General features: G+C 53.3%; 11 protein-coding genes. 9 read left to right on the forward strand and 2 right to left on the reverse strand.

Going from position 1 to position 13,989, the window contains the following annotated elements:
- The 4 genes from BLR97_RS03180 to msrA are packed head-to-tail and all read left to right on the forward strand — an operon-like array spanning window position 1 to window position 7,467.
- Window positions 1-816 carry a coiled-coil domain-containing protein gene (locus BLR97_RS03180; protein WP_089702406.1) on the forward strand — a complete coding sequence of 272 codons (816 nt, stop codon included), beginning with the start codon at window positions 1-3 and terminating at the stop codon, window positions 814-816.
- 53 nt (window positions 817-869) lie between these two features.
- Entirely contained in the window at window positions 870-2,726 is a 1,857-nt protein-coding gene (gene tamA / locus BLR97_RS03185) for an autotransporter assembly complex protein TamA (protein WP_089702408.1), read from the forward strand.
- Window positions 2,727-2,735: 9 nt separating this feature from the next.
- Complete coding sequence (gene tamB / locus BLR97_RS03190) at window positions 2,736-6,818, forward strand: autotransporter assembly complex protein TamB (RefSeq protein ID WP_089702410.1); 4,083 nt, start codon at window positions 2,736-2,738, stop codon at window positions 6,816-6,818.
- 10 nt (window positions 6,819-6,828) lie between these two features.
- Window positions 6,829-7,467, forward strand: coding sequence for a peptide-methionine (S)-S-oxide reductase MsrA (gene msrA, locus BLR97_RS03195; protein WP_089702412.1), 639 nt, complete (start codon window positions 6,829-6,831; stop codon window positions 7,465-7,467).
- 51 nt (window positions 7,468-7,518) lie between these two features.
- On the opposite strand, the gene can is transcribed toward msrA, so the two are convergent.
- The gene (can, locus tag BLR97_RS03200; protein ID WP_089702414.1) at window positions 7,519-8,166 is read right to left on the reverse strand and encodes a carbonate dehydratase; all 648 of its coding nucleotides are present in this window, start codon (window positions 8,164-8,166) and stop codon (window positions 7,519-7,521) included.
- Between the two features lie 151 nt (window positions 8,167-8,317).
- On the opposite strand from can, the gene gorA reads away from it, so the two are divergent.
- From gorA to BLR97_RS03220, 4 genes are all read left to right on the forward strand, one after another.
- On the forward strand, window positions 8,318-9,697 hold the full coding sequence (gene gorA, locus BLR97_RS03205; RefSeq protein ID WP_089702416.1) for a glutathione-disulfide reductase: 1,380 nt from the start codon (window positions 8,318-8,320) through the stop codon (window positions 9,695-9,697).
- Window positions 9,698-9,909: 212 nt separating this feature from the next.
- Window positions 9,910-10,488 carry a diaminobutyrate acetyltransferase gene (ectA, locus tag BLR97_RS03210; protein ID WP_089702417.1) on the forward strand — a complete coding sequence of 193 codons (579 nt, stop codon included), beginning with the start codon at window positions 9,910-9,912 and terminating at the stop codon, window positions 10,486-10,488.
- A 73-nt stretch (window positions 10,489-10,561) separates the two neighbouring features.
- The gene (gene ectB, locus BLR97_RS03215; protein ID WP_089702419.1) at window positions 10,562-11,830 is read left to right on the forward strand and encodes a diaminobutyrate--2-oxoglutarate transaminase; all 1,269 of its coding nucleotides are present in this window, start codon (window positions 10,562-10,564) and stop codon (window positions 11,828-11,830) included.
- 73 nt (window positions 11,831-11,903) lie between these two features.
- Window positions 11,904-12,296, forward strand: coding sequence for an ectoine synthase (locus BLR97_RS03220; protein ID WP_089702421.1), 393 nt, complete (start codon window positions 11,904-11,906; stop codon window positions 12,294-12,296).
- A gap of 80 nt (window positions 12,297-12,376) precedes the next feature.
- Here the strand turns inward: BLR97_RS03220 and BLR97_RS03225 are convergent, their stop codons facing one another.
- Window positions 12,377-12,916, reverse strand: a complete 540-nt coding sequence (locus BLR97_RS03225; protein ID WP_089702422.1) for a DUF3833 domain-containing protein — start codon at window positions 12,914-12,916, stop codon at window positions 12,377-12,379.
- 212 nt (window positions 12,917-13,128) lie between these two features.
- On the opposite strand from BLR97_RS03225, the gene BLR97_RS03230 reads away from it, so the two are divergent.
- Window positions 13,129-13,965, forward strand: a complete 837-nt coding sequence (locus BLR97_RS03230) for an ATP-dependent zinc protease family protein (protein WP_089702425.1) — start codon at window positions 13,129-13,131, stop codon at window positions 13,963-13,965.
- Window positions 13,966-13,989 lie beyond the last annotated feature (24 nt).

Genomic DNA, 13,989 nt, shown 5'->3' on the forward strand with positions numbered 1-13,989 from the left:
ATGTCCGATAAAGCCCCGACGTCACGCATTGTGCCCGATGCCGATCAGAGTATCGCATCACAGCATGTCCGGCACCGTAAGGGTCCTTCGCTATGGCCGCTTTGGCTTTGTATCCTATTACTGATTGCTTTGCTCGCAGCGGCCGCCGCAGGTCTTTACTGGGAGCGCGAGCGGCTGCTGGGCGAGTTGCAGCGGGTTAGTGGTGAAGTGTCGAATATGCATGCCCGACTGGACTCGGGTGACAATGATGTACAAGATACGTTAACCTTTGTCCAAGCTCAGTTGGCAACGTTGTTTCAAGAGCAAGAGCAATTAGCCGTTGCGCTGACCGATACGCGCAACGAGCTTTACGACATGCTCACTGAGAATGAAGACAATGTCGCCAGTGACACTATCAACCCGTTGCTTGAGCGTTTGGAGCAGCAACGTGAGCGTGCGGCTCTTCGCGACAGTCAGCTTGCCGCTATCAACGCATCGCTTGATGCGCTGGAGCAAGCCGGTACTTCAGGGCGAACCTCGTTGGCTGAAGAAATAGCCCATGTTGAAGCCCAAAACCGTGAACAATTGGCGGCATTGGAAAGCTCAGTGACCGCTTTGGCGAATGATATTGACGAGCGCTTTGAAACACGCGAGGCCGAACAGCAAGCGCGATGGTCGAGTTTCGAAGAATCGATAAGTGCGCTCGAAAATACCAGCGAAGGAAATGAAACACTCGAGACCGAGTTGTCACAACGTATCAATGAGCTTGAAAGCGATGTCCGCCAAGTTCGTCAAGCACAGCTAGCGTTTAGTGCTCAGCTTGAAATGTTGCGTTGATCTATACCAGTGGCTGAAAGGCAATACGCCGATGATTAGGTTAGGAAAAATGTATGGGACGACAACGGCTATGGCCTTCAGCATCGGTAATCGCCCAATTGATGGTCTTGCCGCTATGGACAGTTGCGCCTGCGGTTTGGGCGCTGAATGCCGACCTTGAAGGGGTAGATGATGAGGTAGCGGTCAACATTCGTGCTTACTTGCAGAATATTCAGGAAGACGAGTACACCGAAAGCCGTCTGCGCGGTGAGATACGTCAACGTACCCAAGAAGCCATGCGCGTGTACGGGTACTACGAGCCCGATATTTCGATCGATCTGCCTAACGAAAATACCGCTCGTCTGACCATCGATCCCGGCCCCCAGGTAATCATTGAAACGCTGGATATCAATGTGCGCGGTGAAGCCGCAGACGATGAACCGTTTCAGGAGGCACGGGAACGGTTCCCTCTGGAAGTTGGCGATACCCTACGACATGCGCCCTGGGATAGGTTACGTGGTGAATTTTCCGGTTTAGCCATCGAGCGTGGCTACTTTGATTGGGGGTTCAGCGACCGTCGTATGGAGGTGCGTCCCTACTTACAAAGCGCTCGTCTTTACATGGACTTTGACAGTGGCCCTCGTTATCAATTTGGCGAAACGAAGATTACCGGGAGCCATATTCAACTCGATCGTCTTCAAAGAATGCGCCCTTTTAGAGTAGGCGAGCCTTATTTGGCTGAATCCTTAGCGCGTTATAATCAACGGCTGGCCGAAACAGACTGGTTCAGCTCTGTTTCCGTTACCCCTCGACTAAAAACCGCTCAGGAACTCACGCTTTCGCCGGTGGGCGGTGGCGACCCTTGGTGGGTATCGGCAACCGAATCTCAGCCCGAACGCCCCAAAATTAGCAGTGCGGCACTATCCAGCGTATTAAGTGTTCGTCCATCAGATGACACCTTGCTGCCCATTGATGTCAGCGTTGAGCCAGCCAATCGTCACCAGTTTGAAGTCGGCATAGGCTTCGCCACGGACGTAGGGCCGCGTTTACGTTTTGGTTGGGATCAGCCCTGGATCAACCGTTATGGCCATAGCCTGAATCATGATCTTTACCTGTCAGCGCCGGAGCAGCGTTTTACCGGCCTTTACGATGTTCCCCTGGAAGACCCGCTACGCGACAGCTATCGCCTACAGTATGGTGTTCGTAATGTTGACGACAGCGATACCGACTCGTTGGAAGGCACCGTGGAAATCGCCAGGCGGTGGGAGTTTGATAATGACTGGGTTCAGTCGCTGTACTTTCGAACCACTTATGAAGACTTCATCCAAGGCGGTGAGGCCGATCAAGTGTGGCTATTTTATCCCGGCATTCAATGGTCACGGACACGGACACGACCTCAACGTTTCCCATTATGGGGCGACCGCCAGCAGTTTTCTGTAGAGTACTCCGACCCCGCTTGGGGATCGGATGCGCAATTTTTACGCATCACCGGCGATACCGAGTGGATTCGCACTTACGGCGATGATAATCGTTTTTCCGCTCGGGTCAGTGTCGGGGCAATTGAAACCAATGATTTCGCTAAGATCCCCCCGTCGCTGAGGTTCTTTGCCGGCGGCGACAGCAGCGTTCGCGGTTATTCCTATGAGGGCCTCTCTCCACGAAACGAGCAAGGCAAACTGCGCGGCGGACAGCAAAAACTCACCTCTAGCATTGAGTACCAGCGTCGCGTCACCGGCGACTGGTGGGGGGCTACCTTTGTTGATGCAGGGGATGCCTTTGACAACTGGGGTCCCAGCGACCTGAAAAAAAGCGCCGGCATTGGGGTGAGGTGGATATCCCCCGTCGGCCCTATCCGCTTCGATATTGCCCACCCCTTTGACGATGACGACGACAACTGGCGTCTGCATTTTTCGATTGGACCAGAATTCTAGGAGAGCGATGTGCCTCAAGCTAAGCAAACGCTTGCGACCAGTCGCCAAGCGTTAACACATCGCTATCGCCTATGGCTGCTAGGTTGGAGCATATTACGCCTGTTAATTGTGTTTCCGCTGTGGCTTATAGGGGCGTTAGCGCTGCTATTAGGGGTCGCGCTATCGCCTTGGGGAACCGGCGTGTTGCTATCGCAAGGCCAAGACCGCGGCTGGTTTAGTGTTGATCAGCACGAAGGTGGTTTGCTTGATGAGTTCCAGCTTACCGGCTTTCAGCTTAGCGCTGCGGGGGCTGAGGTGCATATCGATCACCTCGAATTAGCTTGGGCTGATGACTGTGTTTTATCCGGCAAGCTATGCCTGGACACGCTACGCGTTGAGGGGGCTGACATTCGCTTGTCTGGTGGGGGTGCCAATGAAGAGCCGCCTGCTGAGTCCGACACATCAGGTACATCAGCCATTAATTTTCCCTTTCCTATCGAATTGCGCGAACTGGTGCTGGACGATGTGACACTGCATTTAGCCGATGGCACTCAATTTTCTTGGACGTCGTTTCGCTCATCAATTGAAGCCGGTAGTGAGGGTGTCGCGATTGCCGCCACCCATTGGGAAAACCCTCGGCTTTATTTGCCCCCCTCAGAGGGAACACGTCTAGCGCCAGCGGAAGACGCCACAGGGTTGAGTGCGGCTGCCATCGACGCCTCCATTGCGGTACAAAATCCACCAGAAGCATCGCCCAGCGACGCACCCACCAATGACGTATCGGCAGAACGTTCGTCGATTGAACTACCTGAGGTTCGATTGCCGGTGGATATTCGTCTCGCTACGTTAACGGTCAATGATTTTGCCGTTGCCGGCCGCTTTAACTACCTCATAGACCGATTGAGCCTCGGGATGGAAACCCAGGGCAGTGACGTTCTCATCGACCACTTTGAGATAGAGTCCGCCGATGCCACGTTTAACCTGGCAGGCAACGTGACGCTACGCGATGACTATCCGTTAGAACTACGCGCTGAAACTACGTTGTTCCTCGATGAGCCGTTACCCGCCCTCAACGGCCAAACGGCTACGCTTGAGCTGTCTGGCGCCCTCAGCGATTTGACAGCGAGACTCAACACAGAAGGGGCGGTAAACGCAGCGCTGGAAGGCCAGGTTAATGCGCTCGCCCCTGAACTGCCGTTTCAACTGAGTCTGCAAAGCGATCGCGTAACGTGGCCGCTGCCCACGGCCAGCGCATCGTTTGACGATGCCGCAGAAGCAGAAGCAGAAGCAGAAGCAGAAGCAGAAGCAGAAGCCACTCAGGATGAGGCATTTATCATTGATGATATTGACCTTAAAGTCAGCGGCGATATTGACGCCTATGAAGCCCAACTAGGGTTGAAGGCACAAGGCCCGGGCATTCCTGAAACCAACGTATCGGTGAGTGGCCAAGGCGATGCTGAGCATTTCAATTGGCAGCCGTTGACGCTTGCGGCAGGCGAAAGTCGGCTAACCAGCCATGGCCGGGTTAATTGGACGGCCCCACTAACGGTCGACGCACGCATTGGGCTTGAACAGTTTGACCCGGCATTATTCAGCGGCCAGCTCAATGGTGATATTGACGGCGAACTAGCGTTTACCCTACGTCAGCAGGACGCACTATGGCAGATAGACGTTCCGACGTTAACGCTAAGCGGTGTGCTTCGTGACTACCCGTTGCAGCTGGATGCTGCCTTCAATGCTAACAGCGACTTACAGGCCAACATCGAGCGTTTTCAATTTAGGCAAGGCGAAAACCGCTTGTCCGCCAGCGGCTCAGTGCAGCCAAATGAACTTTCTCTGAACGCTGATATTGACCTGCGTGAGCTGCAAACGCTGTCGCCCGATCTCGCTGGCACAATCAGCGGTGAGATCGAGGCCAGAGGTAGCATCGAGCAGCCACAGCTTCAAGCAACGGTCAACGGCGATACGCTACGTTTTGCGCAAAACCGTGTAGAACAGCTACGCCTAACCGCCAACGTGGACGGCATAGAGGATCCGCAGTTAGACGTTTCGTTGATGCTGAACGACGTACTCGCCGGTGGTCAATCGCTGGCAACGGCTAGCCTGACGATGCAGGGGCGGGTGTCATCGCATCAATTAGATATTAGTGTCGACGGCCAGCCTAACGGAACACTTGAGCGTGCCTTACTGAGCCTGAACGGTGAGTTCGATCAGGCCGCACAGCGTTACCGCGCCCGGTTGTCGCCACTGGAAATCGATGCCCAAGCAGGTGATATTCGGTTAGAGGATCCGCTTGATATTAGCTACAACTTAGCCAGCGGTGAGGCCCGCCTAACGCCGTTTTGTTTACTCCGAGAGCAGGGTGGACGGGTATGTGCCGACCAGCCAATAGTGGCATCACCGGCCCAAGGGGAAGCGGCGCTCAGTGTGCGAGATATTCCTATCGAAGCCCTCGAGCCTTGGCTACCTGAAGAGTGGCAGGTTGACGGCGATACTACCGCTGATCTGTCCGGCCAATGGAGTCAAGGTGGCCAACGTTGGCAGGCGGACGCCGAGGTGCTAGGGAATCTAACCGTGACGGCGGTGAATGATTATGGTCAACCCGTCGAGTTGCCGCGAATTTCGTTGGATACCCAGCTAACGGCCAACCAAGCGCAAGCCGATGGCAACGTGTTGCTATCGCTTCAAGAAGCCGGGGACATTGAATTAGCTTTCTCTGTTGCAGACCCGCTCGGTGCCGGTGAATTATCCGGATCGCTTGAAGCCAATCAGGTATCGTTGACTCCCTATCAGCCCATGCTGGTGGGGTTAGATCAGCTTGCGGGCTACCTTGATGGCCGAGTGGAGATTGCCGGTACAACGCGCCAGCCGAACCTTCAAGGTGAGCTTTCATTGCTGGGTATTGAAGTCAGCGGCCCTGACATTCCCGTCGACATACAAGACGGTGAGATCCATATCACCTTCGCTGGCGAAGAAGGCGCTATTGATGGATTTTTGGCGGCTGAGCGCGGTCAGCTTAACATTGACGGTAACGCTTACTGGCCAAGCGGCGAACCATGGCGAGTGGGCGTTGACCTAAACGGAGTACAGTCACCGATACTCGTTGTGCTACCGCAATTTGGTCGTTTGGAAGCCGCGCCGGATATCCGCATTCGCGTTACGCCTGAGCGTCTGCAGGTAAGGGGAAACGTTAATATCCCTTGGGCCCGCCTAGAAGTGGGAGACCTGCCACAGTCTGCCATCTCACCTAGCCCAGACGAGGTGATCATCACCGAGCGTCAAGACAATCAAGCAGAGCGCGCCGCGCGCCGCGCCGCCGAACGTGGCGACGACGAGCCAAGCGCTGCTGATGAGTTGGCGAGTGGCGGGATGGCACTTGATGTATTGATTACCCTGACGTTGGGCAACGATGTGCTGATTTCTGCGTACGGGTTGGAATCCGGGCTATCGGGGACCTTAGAAGTTCGCCAGGATAGCGGTTCACTACAACTGTTTGGCGACGTCAACTTGGTCGACGGTCGCTTCCAGGCGTTCGGACAAGATCTGCTTATTCGCCGCGGTGAGCTATTATTCAGCGGCCCGCCTGGGTTGCCTATTCTCGACTTTGAAGCTATACGTAACCCGGATGTTACCCAAAATGACGTCATTGCTGGCCTTAGAGTCACCGGTAATGCTCAAACGCCGAATGTTGCGATTTTTTCAGAACCGGCAATGAATGAATCGCGAGCGCTTTCTTACGTATTGAGAGGCCGCGCACCCGACGATTCAGGCGGGGGTGTTGACAGCGCCATAACAACGGCGCTGATTGGCATGTCGTTGGGCCGTACCGGTGGGGCGGTAGGCTCTATTGGCGAGGCCTTTGGCATCGACGATTTAGCCCTCGATACCGCAGGTTCCGGGGATGAAAGCCAAGTCGCGTTGAGCGGCCAGTTAACCGATGATCTCCGGATTAGTTACGGTGTGGGAATTTTCTCGCCGATTGCGGAACTAACGTTACGCTATACGCTGTGGCGTAACCTCTATCTACAAGCGGTGTCCGGGGCCAACCAAGCGGTCGATTTGATATATACCTTTAGCCGCTCTGGCAATCCAACTATTTTAGAACAGCAATGAGGTAAGCACTATGCATCTGTTTGAGCGTAATGAGGCCACCCGCCAGGCCGATACTGCCTTACCTGGCCGTCAGGCGCCCATTGCCACCAGTGAGCACCATGCGGTTAACGGGCATCCACTGCATCCGCCTTTTCCGCCCGGCTCTGAAGAGCTCGTGGTAGGTATGGGCTGCTTTTGGGGAGTGGAACGACTATTTTGGGATCTGCCGGGCGTCTATGTGACGGCGGCAGGTTATGCTGGCGGCGAAACGCCCAACCCGACCTATGAAGAGACCTGTACAGGGCGAACCGGCCATACCGAGGCAGTGCGGATCATTTATCAGCCAAACCAAGTTTCACTGGTCACGCTACTGAACATTTTTTGGGAACAGCACGACCCTACGCAAAAAGACCGCCAGGGCAACGACATTGGTTCCCAATATCGTTCGGCAATTTACACCACAACAGACGAGCAATATGATGCCGCTATCAGTAGTGCCAAGGCATTTCAAGAGGCGCTTCATAACGCAGGAAAAGGCGACATTACGACTGAAATCAAGCCATTAGACGCTTTTTATTATGCTGAGGCATATCATCAGCAATACTTGTATAAAAACCCTAATGGCTACTGCGGCATTAAAGGCACAGGGGTCAGCTGCCCGATTGGATAACACGCACTGATAGACCGCCCGCTGGCACAAAGTGCTGCGGGCGGTGTTGGTTTAGTCGCTGGGTTGAAGCCGATCGATGCGGTACAAGGTTTCGACTTGATCAAGGCCTTCAATGGTGCAATTTAAATCCTTGACGCGTCCATCGCTCAAGCCATATACCCAACCGTGCACAGAGATCTGCTGCCCACGTTGCCAGGCACGCTGGAGGATTTTGGTACGGCAAAGGTTGTTAACCTGTGCTTTAACATTTAACTCACACATGCGGTCGATTTGCTCGTCAACCGGTAGATGCTCAAGCGAAGCACGGTGGTGGTTGTACTGCTCACGCACAGAGTGCAGCCAATAATCGACAACACCGCATTCGCCGCCGGTGACTGCGGCTCTTATGCCACCGCAGCCGTAATGCCCCACAATCATGATATGACTAACTTTGAGCACGTCCACAGCGAATTGCACCACTGACAGCGCATTCATGTCGGTGTGATGGAGTAAGTTCGCGACGTTACGGTGGACAAACACCTCGCCAGGCGGTAGCGCGATGATTTGATTGGCGGGAACACGGCTGTCAGAACAACCAATCCAAAGGTAGTCAGGATTCTGTTGCTGCGATAGTCGTTTAAAATAATCAGGGTCTTCGTCGCACATGCGTTCTGCCCATGCGCGGTTATTCTCTAATAAAGTCTCAATAGGGTCGGACATTGGGTCTCCCATTACATACGTTGCCCATCATTACATACGGCATGTTCGTCGTTACAACATAACAGCCAGCACATCCACTAGTAGGAGGAGGTTTTAACCTTCTCGTGTCATCTGGTCAATACGTTGAGTGTTGACGGTATAGGAGTTTGAAATGTCAGAGGTTGAAGATTACGACTACGACTTATTGGTGATTGGTGCCGGGTCCGGCGGGGTAAGGGCTGCACGCATGGCCGCGGCCACCGGGGCCAGCGTCGCGATTGTAGAAGACCGCTACCTGGGTGGCACCTGTGTCAACGTGGGCTGCGTCCCCAAAAAACTTTATGCTTACGCGGCTCACTTCCACAGCGCATTCGAGGATGCAATCGGTTTTGGTTGGCAACTGCCCGGCGCCGCTGGCTTCGACTGGGCTACGTTAAGAGATAACAAAACCAGCGAAATTAAACGGCTTAATGGAATTTATCAGCGCTTGCTCGAGAACGCCGGGGTGAACCTCTACACCGGACGAGCAGAACTGGTGGGAGCCCACTCAGTCGTCATCCGAAATGCCCAGGGCGATGAGCAAAATGTCTCTGCGCAGCGGGTACTACTCGCCACTGGCGGCTGGCCCTGGGTGCCAACCTTCCCCGGCAGTGAGTATGCGCTGACCTCTAATCAAATTTTTGATCTTGAACGCTTGCCCGAACGTTTTTTAGTGCTAGGGGGTGGCTATATTGCCGTGGAATTCGCCAGCATTTTTAACGGCCTGGGCAGCGAAGCGCACTTAATCTACCGTGGCGAACTATTTCTCAAAGGGTTTGATAACGAAGTCCGGGAATTTACGCGTCAGGAAATGTCACGCCAAGGCGTCCAGTTGCACTTTAATACCAATATTGAGGCGATCGAAAAAACACCATCAGGCTACCAAGTGACATTGACCAATGGCGATCAAATGGAAGTGGATGCTGTTCTTGCTGCCACGGGGCGGCGTGCCAATGTAACCGGCTTGGGATTAGCGTCGGTGGGGCTTTCACTAGATGAAAACGACAAATTGCCGGTCAATGAGCATTTTGAAACCGAGGTTCCCTCGATTCTGGCGCTCGGGGATTTAATTGACACGCCCGAGCTGACACCGGTTGCCATTGCTGAGGCCATGCAGTTAGTCGATGTCCATTTTGCAGCGGCTTCGCCCGAACCACTGGATTACACACGCGTGCCTACCGCGGTTTTCTGTCACCCCAATATTGGGACGGTAGGGCTTTCTGAAGAGGCCGCGCGAGCGAAATTCGGTCGTATCCGTGTATATCGGACTGACTTTCGAGCCATGAAGCACACCTTGTCAGGCAGCCAAGAGCGTACCTTGATGAAATTAGTGGTGGATGACGCAAGCGATGTCGTGGTCGGTGCGCATATGGTCGGTGATGATGCAGGCGAGGTGATTCAGGGAATCGCTATTGCGGTGCGCGCGGGATTAACCAAGGCAGACTTTGATAGAACGGTGGGCATTCACCCCACTGGCGCAGAAGAGTTCGTCACGCTGCGCACGCCCAATTAATGCTGAAAAGCTCAAAGGCGGGTGGCTGCTGGGCAGCCACCCGCCTTGGGCTAAACTAGCAGCATAGCGAGCGCACCGGTTCTGCAGAGCAGACATATAGACGATGTATAATAAATATTTATCGAAACAGGAGGGTTGAATAACATGCTTTTTGAATTGGTCATAATCAGCTGTTATAGTGATGTTCAAAATCGCAACAGCGAAGCATAACCATGAGTACGCCAACACCGCCGTTTACACCTTCAGCTGACTTGGCTAGGCCAACGGTTGCCGATGCCGTTGTAGGCCATGCGGATACCCCTTTGTATATCCGCAAACCCAACGCGGAGGATGGTTGGGGGGTCTACGAATTGATCAAATCCTGCCCGCCGCTTGATGTGAATTCCGCCTATGCGTACCTCTTGCTCGCAACCCAGTTTCGTGACACTTGTGCGGTGGCCACGAATGAAGAAGGCGAAATCGTGGGTTTTGTCTCTGGTTACGTCAAAGATAATGCACCGGATACGTATTTTCTATGGCAGGTGGCCGTAGGGGAAAAGGCGAGGGGGACTGGCCTGGCGCGTCGTCTTGTAGAAGCCATCATGTCACGGCCTGAATTAGCGGATGTGCATCACCTCGAGACAACGATCACCCCGGACAATCAAGCCTCTTGGGGCTTATTTAAACGGCTTGCAGGGCGCTGGCAGGCGCCGCTCAATAGCCGCGAGTACTTTTCCACGGAACAACTCGGAGGAGAGCACGATCCGGAAAACCTAGTCCGTATTGGTCCCTTTAATACGCACAGCATCTAACGGGTTTTCCCGCTCGCGTTGCCTTCATTTCTTTTCGCTTGGCAAACTGATTATATTTTTAAGGAGGTCGCTAATGCAGACCCAGACGCTTGAACGCATGGAATCCAATGTTCGTACTTATTCACGCTCTTTTCCGGTCGTGTTTACCAAAGCTCAGAACGCCCGGTTAACCGACGAGAATGGACGCGAATATATTGATTTCCTCGCCGGCGCGGGCACATTGAACTACGGCCATAATAACCCACACCTCAAGCAAGCCATGATCGATTACTTGGCGACGGACGGTGTCGTGCATGGTCTGGATATGTGGACCGATGCTAAACGCGACTACCTGGAAACGCTTGAGAATGTAATCCTTAAGCCCCGTGGCCTGGATTATAAGGTGCATCTACCAGGGCCAACCGGTACTAACGCGGTTGAAGCAGCCATCCGTCTGGCGCGTGTCGCCAAGGGTCGACACAATATCGTCACCTTCACGAACGGCTTCCACGGCGTCACCATGGGTGCCTTGGCGACTACCGGTAATCGCAAGTTCCGCGAGGCCACCGGCGGCATTCCGACCCAGGGCGCAAGCTTCCTCCCCTTTGATGGCTACATGGGTGAGCACGCCGACACTCTCGATTACTTCGAGAAACTATTGAACGATAAATCCGGCGGTTTGGATGTGCCCGCTGGCGTTATCGTTGAAACGGTGCAAGGCGAGGGCGGTATCAATGTCGCCGGGCTTGAATGGCTGAAGCGCTTGGCTGAGATTTGTAAAGCCCACGACATCTTGTTGATTATCGATGACATCCAAGCGGGGTGTGGTCGCACGGGTAAATTCTTCAGCTTCGAACATGCTGGCATTACCCCGGATATTGTGACTAACTCCAAATCCTTGTCGGGTTTCGGTATGCCATTTGCCCATGTCCTAATGCGTCCAGAATTAGATATATGGAAGCCTGGGCAGTATAACGGTACCTTCCGTGGCTTTAACTTGGCGATGGTGACCGCAACCGCAGCGTTTAAAAAATATTGGTCAAACGATACGTTTGAGCGTGACGTTCAGCGTAAAGCACGTATTGTGGAAGAGCGCTTTCAGTCATTGGCGGCTATCCTGACTGAAAATGGCATTCCAGCGACCGAGCGCGGACGTGGTTTGATGCGCGGTATCGATGTCGAATCGGGCGATATTGCCGATAAAATCACCGGTATGGCCTTTGAGCACGGTCTGATCATTGAAACCAGCGGCCAGGATGGCGAAGTAGTTAAGTGCCTATGTCCGCTGACAATCAGTGACGAAGATCTGTTGGAAGGGTTGGATATTCTGGAAAAATGTGTCAAAGCTGTCGCTAGCGAGTAACAAGATTTCTGTTATCGCGCTAGGATGTAATGATGGGCGGCCTAACGTGGGCCGCTGCTAAAGGAGTTTGAATATGATCGTTCGTAACCTTGAAGAAGCACGCAAATCAGATCGTTTGGTGGCAGCAGAAAACGGCAATTGGGACAGCACCCGCTTGGTGTTGGCTAATGATGGTGGAAACTTCTCATTCCACATCACTCGCATCTTTGAAGGCACCGAGACCCATATTCATTACAAGCATCACTATGAATCCGTGTTCTGCATTGAAGGTGAAGGCGAGGTGGAAACCCTGGCAGATGGCAAAATCTGGCCCATCAAGCCCGGCGACATCTACATTCTTGACCAGCATGACGAACACTTGCTGCGTGCCCATAAAACCATGCATTTAGCGTGTGTGTTCACGCCGCCAATCACAGGTAACGAAGTGCACCGTGAAGATGGTTCGTATGCGCCAGCTGACGATTGAAGCCATCTAGCTCATTAGTCCGCAAACAGCCTGCTGATTTAGCAGGCTGTTTTGGTTTTTGAAGGCGTTACCTCCGCTGATTACCGATCAACTTGCTCAAAAACCAAGGTGATTTCACCCAGGGTTAAGCCAAATTTTTGCATGGCGGTACGATTTATCAAGCGACCATCTGACTGCAGATACATCCAATCATTCATGGTAAAGCCAATCGTTCTGTCGCCAATATCAATATCCAATGGATAGTTCATGTGAAAGGCGTGTCCATATTGATGCGCCTCAACGGAGCCTTCAACGTCGTTGGCGGATCCAATCCAATGGTGTTCATCGACGCGTTCAAATCGCCACACACGGCGATCCGTCTCACCGTCGGCAAACACAAAGTCTTCGTCTAGGATGAGGGTGTCATCATCAACGCGACCTTCAATGGTGACGGTAAACCGACGCTGCACCTCACCACTGTAATCCTGAACCATTCCCCAGGCACGGGTAGTGCCGGTGAAGTACTCAGCGATATCCAAGCGCGGCTCAGTGCCTGCATAATCTTCAACGTCGACACTGGAGCAAGCCGTCAGAAAAAAAGCAAGAAGGGCGAAGATGATAGCATGACCGGGTATTTTCATTATGCCTGTCCTATATGGCTTCGTTAATTGGTATAATCATTGTCTAGTTTATAGAGGAGATTTGCCCAATGCCAATAGGATTAGATGAGTTCGCATAATATATATTATGTTAAATATGCTAACCTGGACATGAAAATACCATGCGGTGTTGGACATTGGGTCTTACTACTCCTTATCATTCTTCCTCTTATTGTCTATGGATGTTCCTCATTATGCGCCCAGGTGTTGTATGGCTAATAATTGGTTTGGCTTTCTTGGTGACTGGCTGTGCCATGCAAAAGCCCGCCTCGAACGAGCCCCCTCCTGTTAACGAAGCTGCTTTTAATCTTCGTATGGACGAATTGCAAACTCAATTATCCCAACAGTGCGGCGAAACCGCGTCATTACAGCAGCGACAGCTGGAGCAACAACGGGTTTTTACCGCCGATGTACGTGAAGTCGGTAGTCTTTTGCGCTCGTTACGAAGCGATGTCCAGCAGCTAAGCACCCGCAACGAAGAGCCGGTGATTGTCCGTGAGGAATGCGATCTCGAAGATAACCTTGAAGGTAAAACACTCCTCGGCCGCAATGAATGGGTGGGCTTACCCAGCGTTGGCACTTATCTGCAAGCCCGCATCGACTCAGGCGCGAACACATCCTCACTCTCGGCTAGCGACATTACGCCTTTTGAACGCGACGGCGAAGACTGGGTTCGGTTTAAGTTGGCGCTAAACGATGATGATGTCGTGATCGACGCCGTACGGGACGAATGGATAGAAGCCCCTGTTGAGCGCCGCGTACGCATTGTTCAAGCATCGGGCGACGATTCTCGCCCGGTTATCTCCCTGCCGATGACCCTAGGGCCGCTACGGGAAAACGTCGAATTCACCCTTAACAACCGTAGCCACCTGGAATACCCCGTTCTGCTGGGACGGCGGTTTATGCTGGATATTGCCGTTATAGATGTGGCTGAAACCTACCGCTTCGACCGGCCTGAATTTCCAGGTGGCGAACCTGCCGACCAGGCCGCTGAGGATGAAGCAGCCGACGCGGACGACACTGAAGAATAACGACGGCTTGCGCTGTCATTGTAG

This window comes from Vreelandella arcis, assembly GCF_900103865.1.
GTDB lineage: Bacteria > Pseudomonadota > Gammaproteobacteria > Pseudomonadales > Halomonadaceae > Vreelandella > Vreelandella arcis.